This is a genomic window from Peptoniphilus sp. Marseille-Q6390 (assembly GCF_965119475.1).
On sequence record NZ_CBCPLS010000001.1, the window covers coordinates 64,317 to 86,969 of the forward strand.

Here is a 22,653-nt window from a genome sequence, read left to right on the forward strand (position 1 = left end):
TGAGTTCAATAAAAAAGACCTGGCTAACCAGGTCCAAATTTATTATTTGAAGTCAACTTCTATGACGTTGTTGAAGTTTGCTTCTTCAGTCCTGAAGTAGTCGTAGATGTCTCTTCCAAAGTTTGTAATTTTTATTTCTGCGATTTCTTCTCTTATAATGCCAAGGTCTTCGAGTATAGTTATTAGAGATAGCTCAAAGCTTTTAAATTCATGTTCATATAATCTCGTGGTCTTGTCTTCAGCTAGGTCTTTTATCAATTCTATGACAAAGGCCTTGTACTTTTCATAGTTATTGCCAAAGGAGGACTTCAAGAAGTTCTTATTTGTTAAGGCTTCAATCCAAATTGCAAGTTTTGTAATGTCGTCAAAGACCAAGTAGTTGTCTGCTGTGTCTGTTAGATAGATTTCTTCCTTCTCGCCTTTTCCATCTATTAGGGTTAGGTATTTCTTTATCATAAAGTTGAGATAGAGTTCAATTAGGGGGAAGTGGAAATTTTTATAGGTTTTTACTTCTTTTATAGGACTGATGCCAAGGGAGTCAACAAACTCTCGTAGCTTGGCAGGGGAAAGGTCGCCAGACTTTAAGACACTTACATAATTCATGTCCAAGAACTCGATAAAGTTGTCAAAATTTTCTATAAACTTGTTAGAGAAAACGGCCTTCTTATTTTTTGCCAAGATATTTAAAATGTTGTCATCGTAATAGAAACCATCTTGGCTATTCTTTAAGAGGTCAAGATAATAAAAAATATTTTCTTGGATTTCTCTTAAATCACTTAGCATTGATCTAACAGGTCTTCCAAGTAGGGCAAGTTTTGAGTAGAAAATAATTAGGAAGTCTATAGAGTTTGCTAGCTCTTCTTGATTTAAAAACTCGCCAGACTCAGCTAGGTCCTTGAAGATCCTTTTGTAGTCAAGATCGTAGTCTCCAAAGGATTTGCCTTCTTCTGCAAGAATATTGAAGTAAATCTTCGAGAACAATCTTATAATAAATCCTATTATTATATCTTCGTTGGAGCCAGGGAATAACTTTTTGTAGTAGTCAAGGTTCTGTGCAACTCTAAGGTCCTCTGGCTCAAAGGAGTCTAGGAGTTCTTCAAACTCATAATAGGCATAATCGTCTAGGTCGGGTTCTTCCTTTAAGTTTTCGTAGGTCACTTCATAGACTGCAAGGAGATTTAAAAAGTCCCTCTTTATAAAGCCCCTATTTAATTCAAAGGGACCGAACTCTTCTTCTATGTGGTCAAATAAATTTTTCAAATTGCTTTGGAAGGCGAAGAAATATTTATCGTCCATCATTTGTACAACTTGTAGGACCATCTTTCTCTCCTCTTCGCCAAAGACCCTAACAAGCCCCTTAGTGCTTTTAAAAAGTTCAATCCCCTTATCAAGTTCTACTTCTATATATTCATCTAAGATGCAGTCATAGAATAGGTAGTGGTCATCTTTTTTTTCTATATTAAAGAGAGAAACATAGGAGTCCCTCAAGATTTTTTTCATTCTTTCTATTGTAAACTCATCAAGGCCCTGAGATTCTAAAAGATTTCTAAGAACTCTGTCAGAATTTGGATAGAAGTCTTGGAAGTCAAATAAGACAAAGGATGCAAGATCTTCGTCACTCCTACCCATGATGTAGGGGTTTTCCCTCATGGGGGCGAATTCATCTCTTTTTAGAAAGTTCCTAAAGCCAATTGTAGACTCTTTTAAAAGCTTTCTAGCTATTTCAAAAATTTCTTTTTTATCTTTTTTCATTATTTCACCTTTATATTTTCGATTTCTTCCTTAAGTTGGTCCATGTATTTTAAAATGTATTCAATGTGGTAGTTGTAGACCCTGTCCTCCACATCTAAGTCAGAGGAATATTCTTCCTCTAGGTCGTATCTCTTTAGAGCTTCTTGTGAAACTTCAAAACTAAAGTGGTCAGCATCCATATTCTCAACGACTTCAAGCCTAACAGAAATGCTTTCGATTAAAGACATAATTCTCTTCTCACGTGAAATCTTTTTGTATCTGTACTGGAAGGGGGTGTCAGCTTCCTTCTCCAAAAGTTTATAGAGCTTTGTGGCACTTGCAAGTTCTCTATTAAATTCACTTAGGTCAACTTTTTCTCCAGAAAGAATTTGTTTCAAGACCAAGTTGCTTGACCTGTAGCAGCTTCTCGCTGCAAGAATAAAATCTTCCCAGACATTGGGTGAGGATATAAAATAATTTACCAAGACTCCAACTATGATACCAATAACAGTACCAATGATACGGTTTGTTGCGTAATAAAACTTGTCGGAGTTAGAGCAAAAACTTGCCACAAAAACTATGCAGGATAACTGAGTCATGTCCTTCATCTTCACAACTACTAAGATGTAAATTGTAAGTAGAATTCCAAGGCCTGCTATTAGGGGCTCAAGATATTCCACCACAGAAATTTTTGAGAAGAAGTAGCCCACCATTACTCCAAAGACGCAGGTAAAGAGTCTCTTCTTAAAGTCTTCAAGTGACTCAGACATTGAAGGCTTCATAGTTGACACTGCGGCTATGGATACAAAGATGGCTGAGTCCAAATCTAAGAGGTAGGAAATGTAGAGACCAATGACAACTGCAAGAGCAGTCTTAAGGGTACGCATACCTATTATATACTTGTAATCAATTTTATTTTTTATCGCCATAAGATCACAACCTTTAGAAAATTAAAATTAAATTCTACAATTATTTATGCTAATTATATCAAGAGGAGGCTTAAAAGTACATTTAGGGAGTTTAGGAAAGTAATTAAATAAAATGATATATTTGTAAATTAATGGGTAAATATTAGACAAAGAAAAAAGGAGAGTGACATTTATGTTATTGAACTTTGTTGGAAAAAACATTGAACTTACAGAATCTTTGAAGGAAATTGCAGAAAAAAAATTCTCCAGATTAGACAAATATTTTTCTGAAGAAGTGGAAACAAGGATTGTTTTCTCTACGATAAAAGATGAACAAACTGTTGAAGCTACAATATTTTTACCAAAGACAATTATTAGGGCAGAAGAAACTACAGATGATATGTACTCTTCAATGGACAACGCTGTGGATGCACTTGCTAGACAAATTAGAAAACACAAGACTAGATTAAAGAGAAGATACCAAAATAACGAAACAATTAGATTTGACGAACTTATGGATAAGGAAGCTGCAAAGGACGAGCCTGAACACAAAATCGTAAAGAGAAAGAACTTCGAACTTAATCCAATGAATGAAGAAGAAGCAATTCTTCAAATGGATCTTCTAAACCACAACTTCTTTGTTTTCTTAGATGGAGATACTGATGGAGTTTCTATTGTTTATAGGAGAAAAGATGGAAACTACGGTAAGATAGAAGTTTAAAATTAAATTTAATATATAAAATTTTAGGACGCTTAGGCGTCCTTTTTTCTTTGAGTTAAAAAATTTCTTATTAAAAATAAAAAAGCTGGCAGGAGCCAGCTTCATCTTATTCTAAGTTTGTAGTTTCTATTCTAGTTTTATTTTTCTTACCAGTCTTAACAACAAAGATTGCGTAGGCAAGAGCTAGGACACCAGCTGCTGGATAGGCAATTGTAAAAGGCAAGCCAAGTCCAAGTTTTTTAACATTTATAATAAATGAGAAAACTATAAATGTGTAGAAAACTCCTGGTATCAAAGTTATTAAATAATTTTTGCCAGTGTTGATTAGATAAATTGTTGCAACTGCTAGGGCAAAGATTGCTACAAATTGGTTTGTGAATCCAAAGTATCTCCAAAGCATATTAAAACCATTTGGGTTTGACTTTGCAAAGAAGAGGATTGCTGCTGCAGGTATAAATAAAACTGCTGCAAGGCTTGCTCTTTTTGCTCCAGACCTTTGGTCTATGTTTAATTCTTCAGAGATGATTAGTCTTAGTGACCTAAAGGCAGTGTCACCAGAAGTGATAGGAAGTGCAATTACACCAAGCACTGCAAGTAGTCCTCCAATGTCTCCCATGAAGTATTTTGAAATTTCTCCAACCATTAAAGTTCCAGCTGTGTCAAGTGGAGCCCTTCCTGTTGAGAAGATTACCATGGCACCAGCTGCCCAAACCATAGCTATGAAACCTTCAGCAATCATAGTTGAGTAGAAAGTCACCTTAGCTTCAGCTTCTGACTTAACAGTTCTTGACACAAGAGTAACTTGTGAACCGTGGAAGCCTGATAGGATACCACAGGCAACTGTTATAAAGAAGGATGGGATAAACTTTTGACCAAGTGGGTGCTCAGCAAGTAGACCTGCATTGGCAAAGGCTAGGTCCCCAGAACCCTTTACAAAAATTCCAATAAATACTCCAATTGCAGAGATAATTAAGAAGGCACCAAAGAGTGGATAAATTCTTCCAATTAGCTTGTCAATAGGAAGTACAGTTGAAAGGATGTAGTAGGTAAAGATAACTGCGTAGATAATCCAAATTACATTGGAATCTACTCCAACCTTTAGGACGTCGTTGGCAATTAAATCTCCTGGAGTGTAAACAAAAACTACACCAGTTAAGAGAAGTAGGATTGCGATGACGATGTTATAAAACTTACGAACTCCGTCGCCAATATATTTACCAACAAGCTTTGGAACTTGGGATCCACCATTTCTCATGGAGATAAAGCCAGTCATGTAATCGTGGACTGCTCCTGCGAAGACACAACCTAGTGGGATTGCCAAGAAGGCAATAGGTCCAAATAAGATACCTTGAATAGGTCCAAGGATAGGTCCAGTTCCTGCAATGTTAAGTAGGTTGATAAGCCAGTTTTTCTTTTCGCTCATAACTACATAGTCTACTCCGTCAGCTTTTTTTACTGCTGGAGTTGGTCTATCGTCGGGTTGAAGTTGTTTCTCTACATATTTTGAATAGAAAAATCCTCCAACAAATAAAATAATAATTCCAATAATAAATAGTAACATAAATTCCTCCCCTTACTTTTATTATTTCCAATAAGATTATAGGGGAAGAGCCTCTCAATTACAAGAAATTGCGGTTTGGGAGTGGCTTTGTGAGGGGTTTTTTAAAAAGTTTTTGTGAAAAATTTTTACGAATTTTACAAAAGTTTATTTAAATTAGACCTAAAGATAAATATTCGAAAGTTAAAGTCTACAAAATTTATAAAAATGATGAAAAATGAAAATAAAAATTAATTTTGTTAAGCTAAGAAATTTAAAAGCTATAGATAGCTTGATGAAGTTTATTATGTAAGAATTTGCGACTTTATAGTTTTGAATTTGTTAGTAAGATATTGGTTAAAGGATAATTCTTACAAGTTAATGAAGTTTTATGAGTTTATGAAAATCTATGAGCTTATAAAGTTCTACGACTTTATGGAGTTTCATTAGCTTATAAAGTTCTACGAATTTCTAAAGTCCTACAAGCTTATAAAATCCTACGAGTTTCTAAAGTCTTATTAGTTTGTAAGTTTCTACAAGCTTATAAACTTTAATAAAGCCCTAAAAGTTTATTAAGTTCTATTAGATTAGAGATTTCAAATAAAAAAGACTGCAGATTTTCCTGCAGCCTTTATCATCTTTCAACTGAATTTATTTCGTTCTCCACATATAATTTTTTAAAACTTCCAAGACCTATTGCAGAAATAATTATTTCTGTGTCTTCACGTCCCTTGAAGAAGAGGTCAAGAGTTGGATTGTAAAAAATAGAAATGCCAGAGACCCTTACTTCCTTGTACCTGCCTGTGTCTTCACTGTCCTTTGTAGAAATATCCAAATCAAAGACAGCAAGGGAGCAGCAAGATGCCTTTGCATCAACATCGGGATTGACAAAAATTTTTTCTATATTTTTCTTTTTTAAAAAATCAAGAGCCTTGTCTCTAAAAATAAAATTCATAAAATCTCCTAAGGTAAGTCAAACTTTCCAGACAAATCTAATAAGTTTATCTCATTATACTTAATCTTATTCCAATTATAGGTCTAAGGATAAATAAGGACAAGTTAAAAATATATTGAGCAGGAAAGGTCGCTTAAGTTAAAAAAATCAAAAAAAAAGAAGGTATAAACCTTCAAATAAAAAAATGGTCGGGGTGAGAGGATTCGAACCCCCGGCCCCATGGTCCCAAACCACGTGCGCTACCAAACTGCGCTACACCCCGACGACAGATTCACAAAAGTGAAAATCTTATATTCTATTTTCGAACAAATACTATTATAACATGGAAAAAATATTTGTCAAAGCTTTTTTAAAATAAATTTACTTACTTCGCAAGCTATCTAAGTCATTATACTTGAAATCTATTAAAAATACAAATAAAATAGTATTATTATGGAAAAAGGAGGGAACATGAAGGCTATTATTTTTGATTTAGACGGAACCCTAGTTGACTCTATGGGATATTGGAGAAGTGTTTCTCGTGACTTCATGAAGACCAAGGGAATAGATATAGAAGATGCAGTTCAGCACAAGATGACAACCATGAACTTGGACGCATCCTTAAAATACATGAAGGACTACTATAAATTAGAAGAAAGTTTTGAAGAACTCTTTAGAGACTTTAGCAGGACTGTTGAAGATTTTTACAGGAATAAGGTTGAAGCTAAGGAAGGCTCTCTTGAAATTTTAAAATATTTTAAAGACAAGGGGATGAAGGTTGTAATAGGAACATCAACTGCTGATCACTTTGCCAATATAGTTATAGAAAAGTATGGCATAGATAAGTTTATTGACGGACTCTACACAGCTGACTCAGTGGGACACCTAAAGGGAGAAGAAGAATTTTATCTTTCAATTGCAGATGACCTTGGAGAAGATCCAGAAGAAATCTTTTTAGTTGACGACTCCTATCTTGCCTTAAGGACAGCTAAGAGGGCAGGTCTCATAGGCATTGGAATCTATGACGAAAATTCCAAGGACACTTGGCCAACAATTGTTGATGAAAATAAATATTCTGCAAGAAAATTAATAGAATTGAAAAAATTATGAGATTGTTTTTATTTTTTGCGGCAAGAATAATTCCTGCCTTTATAATTAGTTTTGTGGGCTTCTCTCTTATTAGAGTAAAATTTTTCGCCCACAGAAAGAAAAACTCTACAGGTTTTAGAGAATTTTTGCTCAGCCTTTTCGTAGCCTATTTAGTTTTCTTGGCAATCATGCTCTTCACACCTAATTCCTACATAGCAAGCTCTGGCATAAACCTTACAAATGAAAACTTTGACTTCGTTGGCAACTTTAAAGACAGAATAACATCAGGAGCATGGGGAGTTAACCTGGTTCCCTTTAGGACTATGAGGAACTATATAAAATACTCAGGCTTCCTTCACACACTTATAAATATTTTTGGCAATATAATAATTTTTATTCCCTTTGGAATTTTGCTGCCAGAAATTTTTCCAAAGTTTAGAAAGTTATTAAAAATTTTAGGCGGGTCCATTGCAGCATCTTTCTTTGTAGAATTTATACAATTTTTTATAGGAAGGTCAGTGGATATTGACGACTTAATATTAAATGTCTTTGGAGCCCTTATTGGCTACCTAATTTGGCAGAAAGTTCTAAGATATAAATTTGCTGAGAAGAAGAGGAAGAGAAGGAGACCAAGAGCCTCTGAAATTGACAAAGACCAGGCCATCTAGTATAATTTTAGTCTAAGTAAATATGGGGGCGAAAATGGTTTCGACGGGGATTTTGAGCTTAAAGTAGCGAGTCGTTGATGGATCACACAACGTTAAAATGGTCTATTAAAAAATAAACGACGAAAATAATTTCGCACTAGCTGCCTAATTAGGTAGCAATCCGGCCAGACACCGCGAACTGTAACCGGGTTTCAAATTAGCGGGCAAACGAACTCTGTGAGGCGTCATAGCAGAGGGGGTTTATGGCGATACCCTGTATGAGTTTGACACTCTAGTAGTACAGGGGAAAATTAAAGAGGAGTCTGCACTCGGAGAATCTTTCTGTAAGGGGTCTTCGGACGTGGGTTCGACACCCACCGCCTCCACCAAAGCAAAGTCATTCATGTGAATGGCTTTTTTATTTTTTACAAATTTATTTTAATTTTAAAAAGGACTTAAGTTATCTTAAGTCCTTTAATGGTTTATAAAATTATTTTTAACTAACTTATGATTAATTAATAATTAAATATAAGCTAGTATTTTTTATTAACAAGTTAATAATTTTTCACGAAGATTTTAATAGTCTTTCGTATTCTTCTATTAACTCCACAGGTATTACGAAGTTAAAGTAGCCGCCAGTTTTTGATAGGAAGAGATACATAAGTCCTAGGATTGTGAATTTTTTCATGTTGACGTAGACATTTTCGTCGCCGTAGTCTACTGTGCCGTTGTAAAAGTCGTAGAAGGACTTGTGCTCTTTCTCGTCAAAGGAAAGGAGTGTGTCTTTAAACTTTGATAAAATCATCTCGTGGATTGCATCTACTTCTTCTCTCTCACTTAGTCCTTCAAGTCCAAGTTCATAAGAACTTGCGATGAGCTTTCTCTGGTCCTGGTCTAAAGCTTCTACAATGGGGTATAATCTATCTATAGGCAGTTTGTTAATGCTTTCAACTTTAAATAGTTTTAATAAAAAATCGCTCATGTTTCACCTCGTATTTATTATACATGAAATGAGCAATGGGAGGAAATATGTCACAAATTAAAAAACTTTCAGATGGCGTTTATTGTAAAATTATTCCACTTAAGGGCAACCCCTTAAAAAGTATCAACATTTACATGGTTAAGTCTAAGGGCGAGGCCATGATTGTTGACACGGGCTTTAACACCGAAGAAATTAAAAGTGAGATGCTTTCTTTTATGAAGGACATGGAAGTGGACTATGACAAGACAATTTTATTCTTGACCCACCTTCATTCTGACCACACAGGTCTTGCTTCATGGTTTCATGAAGAGCTTGGCATTGAGATCTACATGGGGGATATTGACTACAGGATGATGTCTTCTATGGCTGATGCTAATTCAAAGAGATGGAAGGAAGTTATGGAGACTACTCACATCCAAGGCCTTGAAGAGGACAATTTAAAAATCGAAGAGCACTCTGGTTTTGTTTACAGACCAAGGGCAGAGTTCCCTTATGTTTCTTTTAATCCAAATTATATTTTAAAGGTGGGAGACTTTACCTTTAAAGGGATGGATTTTTCTGGTCATACTCCTGGCATGGTTGGACTTTATGAAGAAGACAGAAAAATTTTATTCTGCGGCGACCACCTCTTGGGAGATATTACTCCAAACATAACTTTTTGGAACTTTACAGTGGGCGACAGCCTTGGTAGGTATTTAATTAATATTGAAAAGCTAAGAGACCTTCCAATTGATCACTTGTATTCTTCTCACAGGGCTCTTATCGAAGATGTGCCAAAGAGGATTGACGAGTTAAAGGCTCACCACCAAGGCAGGATTGATGAAGCCTACAAGACTTTAAAGGAAAAGGGCAAGTGCACTGTTAGGGACATTGCCATGAACATGTCTTGGGACATGAGGGCAAGGGACTTTTCTGAATTTCCAAACACGCAAAAGTTTTTCGCAGCTGGCGAAGCCCATGCCCATCTTGAACACCTAAGGGCCATAGGCAAGGCTGACTTTGAGTGGTCTGATGATGGAGTTCTTTTGTACTACGCCAAGTAAAAACTATTTGCTTTAAGTAGTGACAAGTCATAAAATATCTATTGGCTAAAGAATTATAGATATTTAATTGAAAGAAATAAAATTTGGAGTGAATTATGAAAAATTTAGTTTGTAAATACAAGGATAAAGTTTTAGAATCTGGCGGAGAAACTATTCTTTGTGGAATTGTAAATGTTACACCAGACTCCTTCTCTGATGGAGGCAAGTGGTATGGCAAGGACAAGGCTGTCAATAGGGCTCTTGAACTTATAGAAGCTGGAGCTGGCATGATAGACCTTGGCGGCGAATCAACAAGACCAGGCTCACACTATGTAGAAATTCAAGAGGAAATAGAAAGAGTTGTTCCAGTTATAAGGGAATTAAAGACAAAGACTGATATTCCTCTTTCTATTGATACATGGAAGGCTGATGTTGCTGAAGCAGCAATTGAAGCAGGTGTTGACTTTGTAAATGACATCACAGGTTTTATGGGAGATCCAAGAATGGCAGAAGTAGTGGGCAAGAGTGACGTTGGTGCAATCTTGATGTTTAATCCAAAGATTGCAAGACCTAACCACAAGTCCAGTGCCAACTTTCCATCCTTTGGTGGAGAGGGAGCCTTCACTGAAGAAGAATTAAAATCCTTTGAAGACATGGATGTTGTGGAAGTTATGAAAAAATACTTGTCAAAATCTCTTGAACGTGCAGAAAAAAATGGAATTTCAAGGGAAAGAATTATGCTTGATCCAGGTATTGGCTTTGCCCTTACAAAAAAGGAAAACTTAAAGTTAATTGATAAGATTGATGTCCTAAGAGAAATGGGATGCTTCACCTTCCTTGGAGTTTCAAGAAAGAGATTTATCACAAATATTTTAAGTGAAAATAAGATTGATGCAGATGGCAACAATGAAGAAGGATTTGAAAACAGAGACGAAGCATCAGCAGCTCTCACAACTATAGGAGCTTACAAGGGTGTAGAAGTTTTAAGAGTCCACACAATGAAGCATCATCTGCTTGCAAAACTTGTTGCAGATTCAGTAAGATTAAATCAAGTTATAGAAGATGTAAGTTTTAAAGCTTATTCACTTTAAATTATTTTTCATTAGATATATAATAGTATTTGTTAATAGAAATTAGGGGGAAATTATGGCACTAATAGAAGAATTAAAAGTAAAAGTTAGAGAATCAAAACCAGAAATAGTATTTCCAGAAGGAAACGACAGAAGAATTTTAAGAGCAGCAATTAGACTTAACGACGAAGGAGACATTAAGCCAATCGTTCTTGGAGACGAAGAAGAACTTAAAGCTCTTGCAGAAAAAGAAGGCGTTAAACTTGGAAATCTTGAAATCCTTAATCCAGAAACTTATGAAGGAAAAGACGAAATGGTTAAGGCTTTCGTAGAAAGAAGAAGGGGAAAAGTTAACGAAGAACAAGCAGCAGAAATCCTAAAGGACCACAACTACTTTGGTACAATGCTTGTATATATGGAAAAAGCTAAGGGACTTGTATCAGGTGCAGCACACACAACTGCAGACACAGTAAGACCAGCTCTTCAAATCATAAAGACTAAACCAGGCTACAAGAGATGCTCAGGTGCCTTCATTATGATTAGAAATGAAGAACTTTACCTAATGGCAGACTGTGCAATTAACACAGACCTTGACGCAGAAGGCCTAGCAGAAGTTGCAGTAGTATCAAATGAAACTGCAAAACAATTTGGTATCGATCCAAAGGTAGCAATGCTTTCTTTCTCAACTCACGGATCAGCTTCTCACGAAAGAGTAACAATGGTAGCAGAAGCAGCTAAGATGGCAGCAGAAAGAAATCCAGAAATGGCAGTTGATGGAGAACTTCAATTTGACGCAGCCTTCATCGAAAGAGTTGCAAAGAAAAAAGCACCAGATTCAAAAGTAGCAGGTCACGCAAATGTATTTATCTTCCCTAACATTGAAGCAGGAAACATCGGCTATAAACTTGCACAATACTTTGGTGGATTCAAGGCAGTAGGTCCAATCCTACAAGGACTTAACGCACCAGTAAACGACCTTTCAAGAGGTTGTGTAGAAGACGAAGCTTATGCACTAGCTATCATAACAGCAGCACAAGCAGTTCTTTAATAAAAGATAGACTTAAAGACTTCCTTAGGGGAGTCTTTATTTTTATGTTTTTAATATATATAATTTGGTAGAGAAGGTGAGAAAATGATAAAGAAAATATTTAAAGGGATTTTAATTTTTTTAGTATCCATTATTATTCTTGTAGGGATTGGAGATTTTTTGTGGATTAACCTTCCAAAGTTAAGTGCAAGAAAAAATATTTCGGATATAGAAGACTATGGAAAAGCTGTGAGTGAGATAAATTTAGATGACAATGTGAAAGTTGTTGGACTAGGGGAGGCAACTCATGGAAATTCTGATTTTCAAGATTTAAAATTAGAAGTTTTAAAGACTTTAGTTGAAAAAAATAATTTAAAGAACTTTGCTATTGAAGCTGATTTTGGCGAAGGAATGATTATCAACAATTACATTCATGGAAATAAGAGAGATGAAAATATTTCAAGAATTTTTTCTTTTAATATTTACCACACAAAGAATATGAATGAACTTATAAACTATATGTTTGACTACAACCAAAAAGCAAAGGATGAGGACAAACTTTCTTTTTACGGCTTTGACATGCAAAATCCAGAAAAATCTATTGAGTTAATTTTAGATTTTTGTAAGGAAAATAATATTTTACAAGAAAAAGACTTACAAAAGGAGTTTTCTTTTATTAAAGATGAAAAATTAAAAATCTCACAGATAAAAGATAAGGAAGCTTTGTTGTTAGAGATAAAAGCTTATGCGGACGCCCTATCTTCTCCTAATGCAAAAATTCTTTCAAGAGCGATAACAAATGTATTAAATAGCATAAAATATTACGAATTAGATTTTAATGACTATGTAAAAGTAAACAATGTGAGAGATGAACTTATGGCTGGAAATGTTAAGTGGATAAGTGATTTTGAAAAATCAAAGGGAAACAACTTGCTTTTAATTTCTGGACACAATGGTCACATTGCAAAAAGTCAAAAGTTTTATGAGCCAATGGGATCTCACTTAAAGAAAATTTTTGGAGAAAAATATTTTATTATTGGAACTGACTTTTATAAGGGAATTGTAAACATAAATGTGGCTGGTCCTGATAATAAGAGGTCAAATCATGTCTTTGTATCTGCTAATCCTTTAGCTTACAGTGCGAGAAAATTTAAAGGAAAGTATTATTTGGATTTCACAAAAGTTAAAGATGGGGAAACTTTTGACCTTATAAATAAAGAAATCAACATGGTAAGTCTCGGTGAAGGATATTCTCCACTGATGAAATTCATGCCAAGGTCTTATAGGGTAAAGGAAGTTCCAAAAGATCTATATGACGCAATGATTTTTGTTTATTATGCAAAGCCAATTGCTGTTAATGATTAATATTAAGTTTATAAAAATTTATAGGCTTGAATATTGTAATACAATGTAATACAAGTACCTTAGAGGTGATGGATATGAAAACTGTATCTGTAAGACTTAACGCTGAAGAGGAAAGGGCCTTTACTGCTTATGCTGACCTTATGGGCGAACCTCTCTCTACTCTTTTTAAAAGATTGATGGAAGAGAAACTTGAAGATGAGTTCGATATGAAGGTGGCTGAAGACTTTCTTGAAAGAGAAGCTAGGGGCGAAGTTGAATATATTACTCATGAAGAGTTGATGAAGGAACTAGACTTCTGACATGTATGATTTAATTTATGATAAAAAATATTTAAAAAGTTTAAAAAAGTTAGATATACAAGCTCAAAAAATTATAACTAACTGGGTAGAAAATAATTTGCTAAATTGCCAAGAGCCTAGATTTTCCGGAAAACCCCTCGCTGGCAACTTCAAAGGGGTTTGGATATATAGGATAGGTGCCTATAGGCTACTTGCAAAAATTGACGACGACAAGTTAATAATCTTCGCCATTGATGTGGGTCACAGAAAAAATATTTATTCATAAGACTTCCTTAGGGGAGTCTTTATTTTTATGCAAAAAATAAATATAATTGATTTAACAATTTATTAAAGCAAATTAAAAAGGAGGTTTTTATGTCTAAGCTTAGGGATGGAATTTATGGACTCGCCATAGCTGATGCGCTTGGTGTTCCCTTTGAGTTTAAGGAGAGGGGGTCCTTCACTTGCACAGGCATGGTGGGTTTTGGAACTTGGAATCAAGTTGCTGGGACTTGGTCTGACGATACCAGCATGACTCTTGCAACTTGTAAGTCCATAAAGGATAAAAATAAAATAGATGTCGAAGATATTAGAAAAAATTTTGAGGCCTGGCTCTTTGAAGGAAAGTTCGCTTGTCATGGAGAAACTTTTGATGTGGGGATAACAACAAGAGATGCCCTGACAGAAGGTCATGGGATTGATGATTTTTATGCCAATGGCAATGGGTCTCTTATGAGGAGCTTACCTCTTGCCTTTACTGATGCAAGGGATGATGAGATTGAAAGTGTGTCAAGCATCACTCACGCTCACGAAATTTCTAGAAAGGCCTGCCTTGATTATGTTCATCTTGCGAGGAAGTTGATTGCTGGCAAGAAATTAGAAGAGCTTGGACTTGACCACATAAAAAACAAGCCCGAAGGCGAAATCCAGTCAACAGGTTTTGTCCTCCACACTCTAGAAGCATCTATTTGGTGTCTTTTAAATACAAATTCTTATAAGGAAGCTGTTCTAAAGGCAATAAATCTTGGCGACGACACAGACACCACTGGAGCTGTTACTGGCGGCTTGGCAGGAATTATTTATGGTTTTGATAACTTTCCAAAAGAGTGGGTGGATGAATTAAAGGGAAAAGATTTAATTGATGAGTGCTTATTTTAAAATCCATTAAATTATGAAAAAAATAAAATTTTTTAAAAGCAAATAAAGTATAAAGCAAAAACTCCCTGGAAAAAACCAAGGAGTTTTATTTTACATAAAGGTCAAAGCGTATTTGACACCAATCCCAATCACTGCACCGAGTCCTATTAGCTTAAAGAGGTCTACCTTCTTCATGTAGAGGACAAAGCCAATGACAAAGGAGATAAGGGCTGCCAGGCTCATGCCTTGGAGCTTAAGTCCTTCAGGAAAGACTGATGACTGAAAGAGTTTTAAGGTTGTTATAAAGATAAGGGACACGACTCCTGCCTTTATTCCAAGGAGGGAGTAGTCCATGATTTTAAATTTCTTGCCTTTGCTAAAGAGGAAGTAGCCAAGAATCATCATGAGGATGAACTGAGGAAGAACTAGGCCTGTTGTGGCAAGAATTGAACCCAAGATTCCGTGGACACTTTGACCAACAAAGGTTGCCGAGTTAATGGCAATGGGTCCTGGAGTCATTTGTGAAATGGAAATTAGGTCTATAAATTCCCTTGTTGAGATCCAAGCATGTTCTTCAACAACGTATTTTGAAATCAAGGGGATAACTGCGTAGCCGCCACCAAAGGCGAAGCATCCAATCTTAAAGAAAATTAAAAATAAATCAAGCATTTTTGTACCTCTCCATGACGCTAAAGTAAGAAATTCCTGCTAAGGCACAGAATAAAATGATGAATCCTGTGTTGATCTTTGTAAAGAAGGCAACTAGGAATACGAGGACAATCATAACTGCAGAGAAGCGTGGGTTGTTCTTGTAAGAAGAAAGCCCCATGCGGACCACGGTGATAAATAGGACTGCAGAGATAACTCCACTAATACCTTCTAGGGCTGCGTTAATAAAAAAGTTTGCTTTAAATTCTTGGTAGAAGTTTGAAATCACTGACAAGATTATAAGACATGGTAGGGAGGATGCCACAAGGCAAGTTATTGCTCCTAAAGGTCCTCTTAAGTAATAACCTGTTAGGACTGAGCAAGAGATTGCCATGGCCCCAGGTCCACCTTGGGATATGGCAACTATATCCATCATCTCGTCCTCGTCGATTAGTTCTAAGTCTGATACAAAAATGTCCTTTATAACAGGGACAATTGTATAGCCTCCCCCAAAGGTTATGGCATTTATTTTAAAAAAAGTTAAGAATAACTTTGCAATAGAAATTTTTTTCATGAAATCACCTTATTAAATTATAGCATAAAAATGAATTTTTAAAGAATATCGTGTATAATCTACTTAAGGAGTGATGTGATGAAGATGGGAATTATAGGCCTTGGTAACATGGGTGCTGCCATGGCACATGGTCTTTTAGATAATGATATAGAAACTTTTCTTTACGACAGAAATAAAGATAAGAGAGACGCATTTAAGTTAAAGGAAGCAGCAAGAGTAGTTGAATCAGAAGTAGATGTAGTGAAGGGGGCAGATGCAATTATACTTGCAGTTAAGCCCTACGCTTATGAAGCTTTAATCGAGACAATAAAAGATGAAGTAAAGGATAAAATAATTATTTCTATTACTTCAGCTTTTGACCTTAAAAAACTTGAGGAGTGCCTCCCAAATAAAAAACTTATGATGGCACTTCCAAATACGCCAGCAAAAATTTTAAATTCTATGACAGGAATTTGCCCTGGAAAAAATATTTCAGAAGAAGAAGTTAGTGAAATAAGAAAAATTTTATCTAGCTTTGGAGAAACTGAACTTGTTGAAGAAAAAAATATAAAAATTTATGAAGCAGTTTCAGGTTGTATGCCTGCCTATGTCTATATGTACATTGAAGCAGCAGCAGATGCAGCAGTTTCTTACGGCATGAAAAGGGACATGGCCTACAGGGTTATATCTCAAGCAGTTGCAGGATCAGCAAAAATGGTGAGAGAGTCTGGCATTCATCCAGGTGAATTAAAGGATCAAGTTACAACACCTGGAGGCACAACTATTAAGGGAGTAAAATCTTTAGAAAAGGATGGGTTTAGGTCTGCAATTATAAATGCAGTGGATTCTATTATGAACAAATAGGAGGTCATTATGAAAGATTTATTGGTATTTTTGGCAGAAGGTTTTGAAGAAATTGAAGCTCTTACAATTGTCGATGTCCTTAGGAGGGCTGACTTAAAGGTTGACACAGTTTCAGTTAAGGACAGACTTGAAGTAAAGGGAGCTCACGGTGTTACAGTTCTTGCTGATAAGGCTTTTGATGAAATTAACATCGAAGACTACAGGGCAATGTATATCCCAGGAGGTCAACCTGGTGCTACAAATCTCATGAATGACAAAAAAGTTCTTGAGTGCGCCAATGTCTTTAATGACGAAGAGAGAAAAGTAATAGCAATTTGTGCAGGCCCACAAGTTCTTGATGCAGCAGGACTTTTAAAAGATGGAAAGTTCACTTGCTACCCAGGAGTTGAAAAGAGATTAAAGGTTAAGGACCCACAAGACGCAGCAGTAGTTGTTGAAGAAAATATAATTACAGCTATGGGACCTGCTCTTGCAATCTTACTTGGAGTTAAGCTAGTTGAAGTTTTAGTATCAAAGGAAAAAGCAGAAGAAGTTGCAGAAGGTTTACTACTTCCACAACTTAAGAAATTTATTTAAAATAAGATTAGAAAATGTGCCAGATACAACTGGTGCATTTTTTATTTTTATATTTTTTGAGCTTTTCTAAAGAATATAGCTAACTTCTTTTCCTTTTATTAGGTATTCACTAGTGTTATAATGAATGTAATTTAAGAAATCTAAGTAAGTGGGCTTTTGGCCTATTTTTATTATTATAAATTATGGAGGATAAATGTTCGCAAAACTTATTTTGAAGAGGGGAGAGTCAGCCTATGGTTATGATAGGGCAAAAATCTCTAAGGAGACATCCTTTCTCGGACTTATATCAAATATACTTGTAGCTCTTTTAAAGGTAGTTTTATATATCTTTACAGGCTCAATTTCAATTTTGTCTGATGCAGTTAACAATATCACAGACTGTGTCAGCTCTATTATTTCTATTTTTGGAATAAGACTTGCTGCCAAGCCAAGAGATAAGGACCACCCTTATGGTCATGGGAGACTTGAGTATTTGATTTCTCTTGTAGTTTCTGGTATCGTACTTTCCGTTGGTTTTCAATTTTTGAAAACTTCTGTTGGAAAGATCCTTCATCCTGTTGCCATTTCCTATCCAAAGTTCACACTTGTGACTTTGATTTTAACTTTGGCAATAAAATTTTGGCAGGCTTCACTTTATTCAAAGGTTGCAAGAAAGATTGACTCTGTAACCCTAAAGGCCCAAGAGAAGGATTCACTAAGTGATACTCTTATAACTTCTGTTGTAATTATTTCAATTGTTATAGAAAAATTCACAGGCAAAATTTTGGATGGCTATGTTGGTTTAATAGTCGCCTTATTTATTTTATACACAGCTATATCACTTATATACGAGACGATTTCAATTATACTTGGACGTGGACTTAGTGACGAGACTAAGCACGAGATAAAGTCCAAGGTTTCCACATACGAGGGCATATCCAATGTCCACAATATTATGGCGACAGACTTTGGACCTGACAATATAGTTGTAATTATTGATGCAGTTTTAGATTATAATTTGAACTTAGAAGAGGCTCACAATATTGTAGACAAGGTTGAGAGGGAAGTCTCTGACTTACTTGGGATAAGGTTAATAATTCATCCAGAACCAAGAGGAAGTGGAAGCAAGATTATTAATTCTATTTCTAAAGATCTTAGAAAAATTGTGAGGGAGTCACTTAACATTTACTCCTTCCATGACATAGTCCTTGAGGACAAGAAAATTTATATAGACATTGATTACAATGCTGATTCTGTAAAGAAGAGAGAAGGAAAGGATGCTCTGAAAAAAGAGATAAGATATAAATTAAAATCCATCTACCCAGATTACGAATTTGAAATAAATTTAGATGCGATTTTTTAGGAGGAATATATGAAGGCTTTAGTTGTAGGCGCCGGAAAATTAGGATATAGACTTGCAGCTGCATTAATAGATGAAGACTATGAGGTTACTGTAGTTGACAACAATGAAGATGTAATTGAAAACATATCAAACTCATTAGATGTTTTTAGTATTTGTGCAAATGCTTTGGACTTTGGTGTCTTAGAAGAACTTGATATTTCTCTATTTGACTATGTTGTTGCAACCACAACAAATGACGAAGCTAATGTTATTCTTTGTACAATTTCCAAAAAGCTTGGTGCTAAGTATGCCATTGCAAGGGTAAGAGACCCTGAGTATAGAAAACACCTTGATTTTATATCAGAAGAACTTGAAATAGATAAGATTATAAACCCTGACAATGCAACGGCAAGATCAATTTTCAAATACTTAATGAAGAGATACCAACTTTACTCCGATGAGTTTGCTGGTGGAAAAGTATCTCTAGTTGAATTTAACATAGGTAATGACACAAGCTTTGTTAACAAAAAAATCATGGAGATTGATAGCATTAATGACCTTCTTATTGCTGCCATCTCAAGAAGTGGAGATGCCATTATCCCAAATGGTCGTACTGTCCTTGAAGAAAATGACGTGATAATCCTTGCAGGCAAGTCTGAAAACATCGAAGCCTTTGACAAGGACCACACAGGTGTAAACAGGACAAGAGCCCTTAGGAGCACCATGATTCTTGGTGGAGGAAAGACAGGCCTTTACCTTGCCATGCTTCTTTTGAAGGAAAATATAGATGTTACTATTGTTGAAATAAATAAGGAAAGATGCCTTGAGCTAAAGGACATGGTTCCAGGAGCTAATATTATAAATGGAGATGGAACAGACATTGCCATACTTGAAGAAGAAATGGTCCACACTTATGATTCCTTTGTTGCTGCAACAGGCATTGATGAGGCCAACCTCCTCATGAGTCTTGTGGCAAAGCAAAGTGGAATTTATAAGTCTGTTGCCAAGATTTCCAGGACAAATTACGACAAGGTCCTAGACAAGCTTGACATAGATGCAGTATTTAACACATCTTATATTACAGCAGCAGAAATGCTAAAGGAAATAAGGGGTAAGAGCTCCCTTGCTCTACATCTACTTTTAAATGGTCAAGTTGAATGCGTTGAGCTAATGATTAGGGCCAGCCAGCTTGTTTGTGGTCACACCCTAGAAGACATTAGCCTACCTGACGGAACACTAATTGTCTCTATCATAAGAGGTCAAAGAATGTTAGTCCCTAATGGTAAGACAGTCCTTGAGTCAGGAGATAGGATAATATTATTCTCTATGCACGAGGTTGCTCCAAGGGTTCAAAAGATTTTTTCTTCTGAGGGGAAACTAAAGGACGCAATTAATTCAATTAAGAAGCGAGGAAAGAAAGATGAACTATAAGCTTATTTCCAAATTATTAGGCTATATTTTATTAATAGAAACTGCCTTCATGGCCCCATCTCTTATACTAAGTCTAGTTGAAAGAGATGGGTCTTCCTATGGCTTTTTAATCCCAATGGCTATAGCAGTCTTTTTGGGATTAATTTTAATTAACTTAAAAATAAAGAAAAATTCTCTATCTCCAAGAGATGGAATCTTAACAGTTACAGCATCTTGGGTCTTGGTCTCCATTATAGGTGCGCTTCCACTTTGTATATCTGCAGGCATGACTTATGTTGATTCCTTCTTTGAGATTGTATCTGGATTTACAACTACTGGAGCATCAGTTATATCTGGTATAGAGTCCTTCCCAAGGTCTGTTGTCCTTTGGAGATCCATTACCCACTGGATTGGCGGTATGGGAATCTTGGTGTTTACTGTTGGACTTCTTCCCAAGCTTGGAGTTGGAGCCTTTCAAATTTTTAAGGCTGAGTCACCAGGACCAGTTGCTGGAAAAATAGAGTCTAGAATTTCTCAATCATCAAAGAGACTCTACATAATTTATCTTATTTTAACCCTAGCACTTTTTATTTTATTAAAGCTTGCTGGCATGCCAGTTTTCGATTCTCTAGTTCATACTTTTGGTGTCCTAGGAACTGGTGGATTTTCATCCTATAATGACTCACTCATGGCCTATGAAGGAAATGCAGTCCACTTTATCCTGGCATTTTTTATGTTTTTGAGTTCTACAAACTTCGTCATCTATGCCCTCCTTTCAAAAAAGAAATTCAAGGAAGTCATACAAAATGATGAATTAAAACTTTGGATACTTATAATTGTTGTAGCCATTGCATTAATAACTATTGATCTCTTCTCCAAGGGCTACTCATCACTTTTTATGGCCTTTAGAGATTCTGCCTTTCAGGTAACTTCAATTTCTTCTACATCAGGTTTTGCCAATGCAGACTATGAATTGTGGCCAAGTTTTTCAAAATTTATTTTGATAATCCTAATGATTTTTGGTGGTTGTGCAGGATCAACTGGTGGTGGAATTAAAATAGTAAGAATTTCAATTCTCTTAAAGCTAATAAAGAGAGAAATGCAAAAGGCAACGCACCCCAAGGCAGTCCTTCCTGTTATTTCAGATGGGAAGTCCTTGTCTGATGAGGTAGTCCTAAGTATAAATGCCTATCTCGGAACTTACTTTGTTATAGCAGTACTATCCACAGGTCTTGTAACCCTATCAGGAGTAGATGTTATAACAGGATTTTCTTCAGTTGCTACAACCTTATCCAACGTTGGGCCAGGCTTTGGAGACATAGGTCCTACGAAGAACTTTCATTTTTACAGCGACTTCTTCAAACTCTACTTCAGTCTGCTTATGCTTTTAGGAAGACTTGAATTCTTTACAATAATGGCACTCTTTACTAGGGGAAGACATAGAAAGGAAATTATTAAATTATAATGAAAATTTTAATTATAGGTTCAGGAAAGGTTGGTTCAACTATTGCCAAGACCTTGAGTCTTGAAAAGTTTGAAGTTGACCTAGTGGATAGGGACGAGAAAAATTTTGAAGAGATAACAAATAAGGTTAATAAAATAAGGGCAGATGTCTTGGAAGAAGACTTTGTCATAAACAATGACTTGAGCAAGTACGACTATGCTATCATTGCCACAGATAGCGACAAGACCAACCTAATCATGGCATCAATCTTCAAGGGTTTAGATGTAAAAATTATTCTACGTCTCGATGAAATGGAAAATATTTCTGAAATAGGAATTATAAAAAATTCCCTTCCTAATGTAGTAAATGTATTTAACCTAAGTCTCGAGACTGCAAAACTTGTTACAAAGTTAATTGGGTCTACAGAATACTATGAGGCTGATTACTTTGGAAAGGGAAAGATAGAAGTAACAGGCCACTACATTGACATGGACGAGGAATTTGAAAACCAAAAGATAAGGGACATTGGATCCCTTTCCACAATTCTCGTTGTTGGAATTTTAAGAGAGGGAGAACTAATAGTTCCTGATGGGGAAACAGTCCTAAAGTCTGGAGACTACATCTACCTAATGGGTCTTTCCTTCGACATAAGAAACTTCAAACATGCTCACTTTGAAATCAAGGAAAAAGAAGACCAAAGAGAAGTTGTAATTGCATCGGGTGACTACAACTTCAACAGGATTATCTCAAATCTTGAAAATATAAATTTAAAAATTCTTGAACCAGATAGGGAAAAATTTGAAAACTACAGGCGAAATATTAACAGGGCCTTTGTAGTTAATAAAAAGCTGAAAAATGACAAGATCTTTAAGGAAGAAGACATCTCTAAAGATGGTGTATTTATTTCTATGACAGAGTCTGACGAACTTAACATTGTCCTTGGACTTCTTGCAAGGAGTCATGGGATTTCAAAAAATATTGTAATTCAAAAGGACAACAACTACGACACAATCTTGGAGAGCCTGGGAATCTATAGGGTTATTGACCCCAAGGTGATTGTTGCCAATGAAATTATAAAGGCGATTAACACAGACATGAAGGTGTCCATCAACTACATGTTTGGTGGCAAGGCCCAAGTTTATGAAATAAAAATTCCAGATGACTTCGTCTACATTGGCAAGAAGCTATCAGAAATTAATCTCCACAAGGAAATTATTATCGGTGGGATAATTAGGTACGACAACTCCGCAGTTATCCCAAGGGGAAATACAAAAATTGAAAAGGGCGATAGGCTTGTAATCTTCTCAACTAATGAAAGCAGGAAGGAACTTGAAGAGTTAATCGATCCAAGCCTAAAGAAGAGTATCTTTGACTTTTTCAGGAGGTAAT

At 35.7% G+C, this 22,653-nt stretch carries 23 protein-coding genes, 1 tRNA gene and 1 other RNA gene; 17 read left to right on the forward strand and 8 right to left on the reverse strand.

Annotation, left to right across the window (positions count from 1 at the left end):
• Nucleotides 1-42 precede the first annotated feature (42 nt).
• Nucleotides 43-1,752 carry a hypothetical protein gene (locus ACWPVO_RS00345; protein ID WP_454205795.1) on the reverse strand — a complete coding sequence of 570 codons (1,710 nt, stop codon included), beginning with the start codon at nt 1,750-1,752 and terminating at the stop codon, nt 43-45.
• The gene (locus ACWPVO_RS00350) at nt 1,752-2,660 is read right to left on the reverse strand and encodes an FUSC family protein (protein ID WP_454205797.1); all 909 of its coding nucleotides are present in this window, start codon (nt 2,658-2,660) and stop codon (nt 1,752-1,754) included. Before ACWPVO_RS00350 ends, ACWPVO_RS00345 begins: the two co-directional genes overlap by 1 nt.
• Nucleotides 2,661-2,832: 172 nt before the next feature.
• Between ACWPVO_RS00350 and hpf the strand changes: the two genes are divergently transcribed.
• A complete protein-coding gene (gene hpf, locus ACWPVO_RS00355; protein WP_412621985.1) occupies nt 2,833-3,360 on the forward strand; it encodes a ribosome hibernation-promoting factor, HPF/YfiA family in 528 nt (175 codons plus the stop codon).
• Nucleotides 3,361-3,466: 106 nt separating this feature from the next.
• On the opposite strand, the gene ACWPVO_RS00360 is transcribed toward hpf, so the two are convergent.
• The 3 genes from ACWPVO_RS00360 to ACWPVO_RS00370 all read right to left on the reverse strand — a co-directional run bounded on the left by ACWPVO_RS00360 (nt 3,467) and on the right by ACWPVO_RS00370 (nt 6,114).
• Nucleotides 3,467-4,921 (reverse strand): carbon starvation CstA family protein, encoded by a 1,455-nt coding sequence (locus tag ACWPVO_RS00360; RefSeq protein WP_454205799.1) that lies wholly within the window; start codon nt 4,919-4,921, stop codon nt 3,467-3,469.
• 610 nt (nt 4,922-5,531) lie between these two features.
• The gene (locus ACWPVO_RS00365; protein WP_413013068.1) at nt 5,532-5,852 is read right to left on the reverse strand and encodes a hypothetical protein; all 321 of its coding nucleotides are present in this window, start codon (nt 5,850-5,852) and stop codon (nt 5,532-5,534) included.
• Between the two features lie 185 nt (nt 5,853-6,037).
• Nucleotides 6,038-6,114: transfer RNA gene (locus ACWPVO_RS00370), tRNA-Pro, on the reverse strand.
• 188 nt (nt 6,115-6,302) lie between these two features.
• Between ACWPVO_RS00370 and ACWPVO_RS00375 the strand changes: the two genes are divergently transcribed.
• The 3 genes from ACWPVO_RS00375 to ssrA all read left to right on the forward strand — a co-directional run bounded on the left by ACWPVO_RS00375 (nt 6,303) and on the right by ssrA (nt 7,956).
• The gene (locus ACWPVO_RS00375) at nt 6,303-6,941 is read left to right on the forward strand and encodes an HAD family hydrolase (protein WP_285071915.1); all 639 of its coding nucleotides are present in this window, start codon (nt 6,303-6,305) and stop codon (nt 6,939-6,941) included.
• The gene (locus ACWPVO_RS00380) at nt 6,938-7,588 is read left to right on the forward strand and encodes a VanZ family protein (protein WP_285071914.1); all 651 of its coding nucleotides are present in this window, start codon (nt 6,938-6,940) and stop codon (nt 7,586-7,588) included. Before ACWPVO_RS00375 ends, ACWPVO_RS00380 begins: the two co-directional genes overlap by 4 nt.
• Before the next feature lie 24 nt (nt 7,589-7,612).
• Nucleotides 7,613-7,956, forward strand: a transfer-messenger RNA (tmRNA) gene (gene ssrA / locus ACWPVO_RS00385).
• A gap of 176 nt (nt 7,957-8,132) precedes the next feature.
• Here the strand turns inward: ssrA and ACWPVO_RS00390 are convergent.
• Nucleotides 8,133-8,549, reverse strand: coding sequence for a hypothetical protein (locus ACWPVO_RS00390; protein WP_454205802.1), 417 nt, complete (start codon nt 8,547-8,549; stop codon nt 8,133-8,135).
• A 47-nt stretch (nt 8,550-8,596) separates the two neighbouring features.
• On the opposite strand from ACWPVO_RS00390, the gene ACWPVO_RS00395 reads away from it, so the two are divergent.
• The 7 genes from ACWPVO_RS00395 to ACWPVO_RS00425 all read left to right on the forward strand — a co-directional run bounded on the left by ACWPVO_RS00395 (nt 8,597) and on the right by ACWPVO_RS00425 (nt 14,469).
• The gene (locus ACWPVO_RS00395) at nt 8,597-9,592 is read left to right on the forward strand and encodes an MBL fold metallo-hydrolase (RefSeq protein ID WP_082705769.1); all 996 of its coding nucleotides are present in this window, start codon (nt 8,597-8,599) and stop codon (nt 9,590-9,592) included.
• Between the two features lie 95 nt (nt 9,593-9,687).
• Nucleotides 9,688-10,662 (forward strand): dihydropteroate synthase, encoded by a 975-nt coding sequence (folP, locus tag ACWPVO_RS00400; protein WP_454205804.1) that lies wholly within the window; start codon nt 9,688-9,690, stop codon nt 10,660-10,662.
• Nucleotides 10,663-10,717: 55 nt separating this feature from the next.
• A complete protein-coding gene (gene pta, locus ACWPVO_RS00405; protein WP_454205806.1) occupies nt 10,718-11,689 on the forward strand; it encodes a phosphate acetyltransferase in 972 nt (323 codons plus the stop codon).
• An 84-nt stretch (nt 11,690-11,773) separates the two neighbouring features.
• Nucleotides 11,774-13,033: an erythromycin esterase family protein gene (locus tag ACWPVO_RS00410; protein ID WP_454205808.1), complete on the forward strand. Its 1,260-nt coding sequence runs from the start codon at nt 11,774-11,776 to the stop codon at nt 13,031-13,033.
• 74 nt (nt 13,034-13,107) lie between these two features.
• Nucleotides 13,108-13,332 (forward strand): type II toxin-antitoxin system RelB family antitoxin, encoded by a 225-nt coding sequence (gene relB / locus ACWPVO_RS00415; protein WP_412594220.1) that lies wholly within the window; start codon nt 13,108-13,110, stop codon nt 13,330-13,332.
• Between the two features lies 1 nt (nt 13,333).
• Nucleotides 13,334-13,597 (forward strand): type II toxin-antitoxin system RelE family toxin, encoded by a 264-nt coding sequence (locus ACWPVO_RS00420; protein ID WP_454205810.1) that lies wholly within the window; start codon nt 13,334-13,336, stop codon nt 13,595-13,597.
• An 89-nt stretch (nt 13,598-13,686) separates the two neighbouring features.
• Nucleotides 13,687-14,469 carry an ADP-ribosylglycohydrolase family protein gene (locus ACWPVO_RS00425; RefSeq protein ID WP_454205812.1) on the forward strand — a complete coding sequence of 261 codons (783 nt, stop codon included), beginning with the start codon at nt 13,687-13,689 and terminating at the stop codon, nt 14,467-14,469.
• A 90-nt stretch (nt 14,470-14,559) separates the two neighbouring features.
• Here the strand turns inward: ACWPVO_RS00425 and ACWPVO_RS00430 are convergent, their stop codons facing one another.
• Both ACWPVO_RS00430 and ACWPVO_RS00435 read right to left on the reverse strand, forming a co-directional pair.
• A complete protein-coding gene (locus tag ACWPVO_RS00430; protein WP_285073606.1) occupies nt 14,560-15,117 on the reverse strand; it encodes a chromate transporter in 558 nt (185 codons plus the stop codon).
• Nucleotides 15,110-15,670, reverse strand: a complete 561-nt coding sequence (locus ACWPVO_RS00435) for a chromate transporter (protein WP_060799868.1) — start codon at nt 15,668-15,670, stop codon at nt 15,110-15,112. Before ACWPVO_RS00435 ends, ACWPVO_RS00430 begins: the two co-directional genes overlap by 8 nt.
• Nucleotides 15,671-15,748: 78 nt before the next feature.
• Here ACWPVO_RS00435 and proC point away from each other — a divergent pair, with 78 nt between their 5' ends.
• From proC to ACWPVO_RS00465, 6 genes are all read left to right on the forward strand, one after another.
• Nucleotides 15,749-16,513: a pyrroline-5-carboxylate reductase gene (gene proC / locus ACWPVO_RS00440; protein ID WP_060799867.1), complete on the forward strand. Its 765-nt coding sequence runs from the start codon at nt 15,749-15,751 to the stop codon at nt 16,511-16,513.
• Between the two features lie 9 nt (nt 16,514-16,522).
• Complete coding sequence (locus ACWPVO_RS00445) at nt 16,523-17,089, forward strand: DJ-1 family glyoxalase III (RefSeq protein WP_005957083.1); 567 nt, start codon at nt 16,523-16,525, stop codon at nt 17,087-17,089.
• A gap of 193 nt (nt 17,090-17,282) precedes the next feature.
• Nucleotides 17,283-18,431, forward strand: a complete 1,149-nt coding sequence (locus tag ACWPVO_RS00450) for a cation diffusion facilitator family transporter (RefSeq protein ID WP_454205816.1) — start codon at nt 17,283-17,285, stop codon at nt 18,429-18,431.
• A 9-nt stretch (nt 18,432-18,440) separates the two neighbouring features.
• On the forward strand, nt 18,441-19,841 hold the full coding sequence (gene trkA / locus ACWPVO_RS00455; protein WP_454205818.1) for a Trk system potassium transporter TrkA: 1,401 nt from the start codon (nt 18,441-18,443) through the stop codon (nt 19,839-19,841).
• The gene (locus ACWPVO_RS00460; RefSeq protein ID WP_060799864.1) at nt 19,831-21,285 is read left to right on the forward strand and encodes a TrkH family potassium uptake protein; all 1,455 of its coding nucleotides are present in this window, start codon (nt 19,831-19,833) and stop codon (nt 21,283-21,285) included. The genes trkA and ACWPVO_RS00460 overlap by 11 nt, the downstream gene beginning before the upstream one ends.
• On the forward strand, nt 21,285-22,652 hold the full coding sequence (locus ACWPVO_RS00465) for an NAD-binding protein (RefSeq protein ID WP_282924854.1): 1,368 nt from the start codon (nt 21,285-21,287) through the stop codon (nt 22,650-22,652). The genes ACWPVO_RS00460 and ACWPVO_RS00465 overlap by 1 nt, the downstream gene beginning before the upstream one ends.
• Nucleotide 22,653: the final 1 nt, after the last annotated feature.

What these genes read in the sequence shown, in the direction of transcription:
- ACWPVO_RS00420 (WP_454205810.1), top strand. Translation starts at nt 13,334, where the DNA reads ATGTATGATTTAATTTATGATAAAAAATATTTAAAAAGTTTAAAAAAG.
- ACWPVO_RS00410 (WP_454205808.1), top strand. Translation starts at nt 11,774, where the DNA reads ATGATAAAGAAAATATTTAAAGGGATTTTAATTTTTTTAGTATCCATT.
- ACWPVO_RS00365 (WP_413013068.1), bottom strand. Translation starts at nt 5,852, where the DNA reads ATGAATTTTATTTTTAGAGACAAGGCTCTTGATTTTTTAAAAAAGAAA.
- ACWPVO_RS00425 (WP_454205812.1), top strand. Translation starts at nt 13,687, where the DNA reads ATGTCTAAGCTTAGGGATGGAATTTATGGACTCGCCATAGCTGATGCG.
- ACWPVO_RS00435 (WP_060799868.1), bottom strand. Translation starts at nt 15,670, where the DNA reads ATGAAAAAAATTTCTATTGCAAAGTTATTCTTAACTTTTTTTAAAATA.
- ACWPVO_RS00350 (WP_454205797.1), bottom strand. Translation starts at nt 2,660, where the DNA reads ATGGCGATAAAAAATAAAATTGATTACAAGTATATAATAGGTATGCGT.
- proC (WP_060799867.1), top strand. Translation starts at nt 15,749, where the DNA reads ATGAAGATGGGAATTATAGGCCTTGGTAACATGGGTGCTGCCATGGCA.
- ACWPVO_RS00380 (WP_285071914.1), top strand. Translation starts at nt 6,938, where the DNA reads ATGAGATTGTTTTTATTTTTTGCGGCAAGAATAATTCCTGCCTTTATA.
- hpf (WP_412621985.1), top strand. Translation starts at nt 2,833, where the DNA reads ATGTTATTGAACTTTGTTGGAAAAAACATTGAACTTACAGAATCTTTG.
- ACWPVO_RS00360 (WP_454205799.1), bottom strand. Translation starts at nt 4,921, where the DNA reads ATGTTACTATTTATTATTGGAATTATTATTTTATTTGTTGGAGGATTT.
- pta (WP_454205806.1), top strand. Translation starts at nt 10,718, where the DNA reads ATGGCACTAATAGAAGAATTAAAAGTAAAAGTTAGAGAATCAAAACCA.
- ACWPVO_RS00450 (WP_454205816.1), top strand. Translation starts at nt 17,283, where the DNA reads ATGTTCGCAAAACTTATTTTGAAGAGGGGAGAGTCAGCCTATGGTTAT.
- ACWPVO_RS00445 (WP_005957083.1), top strand. Translation starts at nt 16,523, where the DNA reads ATGAAAGATTTATTGGTATTTTTGGCAGAAGGTTTTGAAGAAATTGAA.
- ACWPVO_RS00345 (WP_454205795.1), bottom strand. Translation starts at nt 1,752, where the DNA reads ATGAAAAAAGATAAAAAAGAAATTTTTGAAATAGCTAGAAAGCTTTTA.
- ACWPVO_RS00390 (WP_454205802.1), bottom strand. Translation starts at nt 8,549, where the DNA reads ATGAGCGATTTTTTATTAAAACTATTTAAAGTTGAAAGCATTAACAAA.
- ACWPVO_RS00395 (WP_082705769.1), top strand. Translation starts at nt 8,597, where the DNA reads ATGTCACAAATTAAAAAACTTTCAGATGGCGTTTATTGTAAAATTATT.
- ACWPVO_RS00465 (WP_282924854.1), top strand. Translation starts at nt 21,285, where the DNA reads ATGAAAATTTTAATTATAGGTTCAGGAAAGGTTGGTTCAACTATTGCC.
- trkA (WP_454205818.1), top strand. Translation starts at nt 18,441, where the DNA reads ATGAAGGCTTTAGTTGTAGGCGCCGGAAAATTAGGATATAGACTTGCA.
- ACWPVO_RS00460 (WP_060799864.1), top strand. Translation starts at nt 19,831, where the DNA reads ATGAACTATAAGCTTATTTCCAAATTATTAGGCTATATTTTATTAATA.
- relB (WP_412594220.1), top strand. Translation starts at nt 13,108, where the DNA reads ATGAAAACTGTATCTGTAAGACTTAACGCTGAAGAGGAAAGGGCCTTT.
- folP (WP_454205804.1), top strand. Translation starts at nt 9,688, where the DNA reads ATGAAAAATTTAGTTTGTAAATACAAGGATAAAGTTTTAGAATCTGGC.
- ACWPVO_RS00375 (WP_285071915.1), top strand. Translation starts at nt 6,303, where the DNA reads ATGAAGGCTATTATTTTTGATTTAGACGGAACCCTAGTTGACTCTATG.
- ACWPVO_RS00430 (WP_285073606.1), bottom strand. Translation starts at nt 15,117, where the DNA reads ATGCTTGATTTATTTTTAATTTTCTTTAAGATTGGATGCTTCGCCTTT.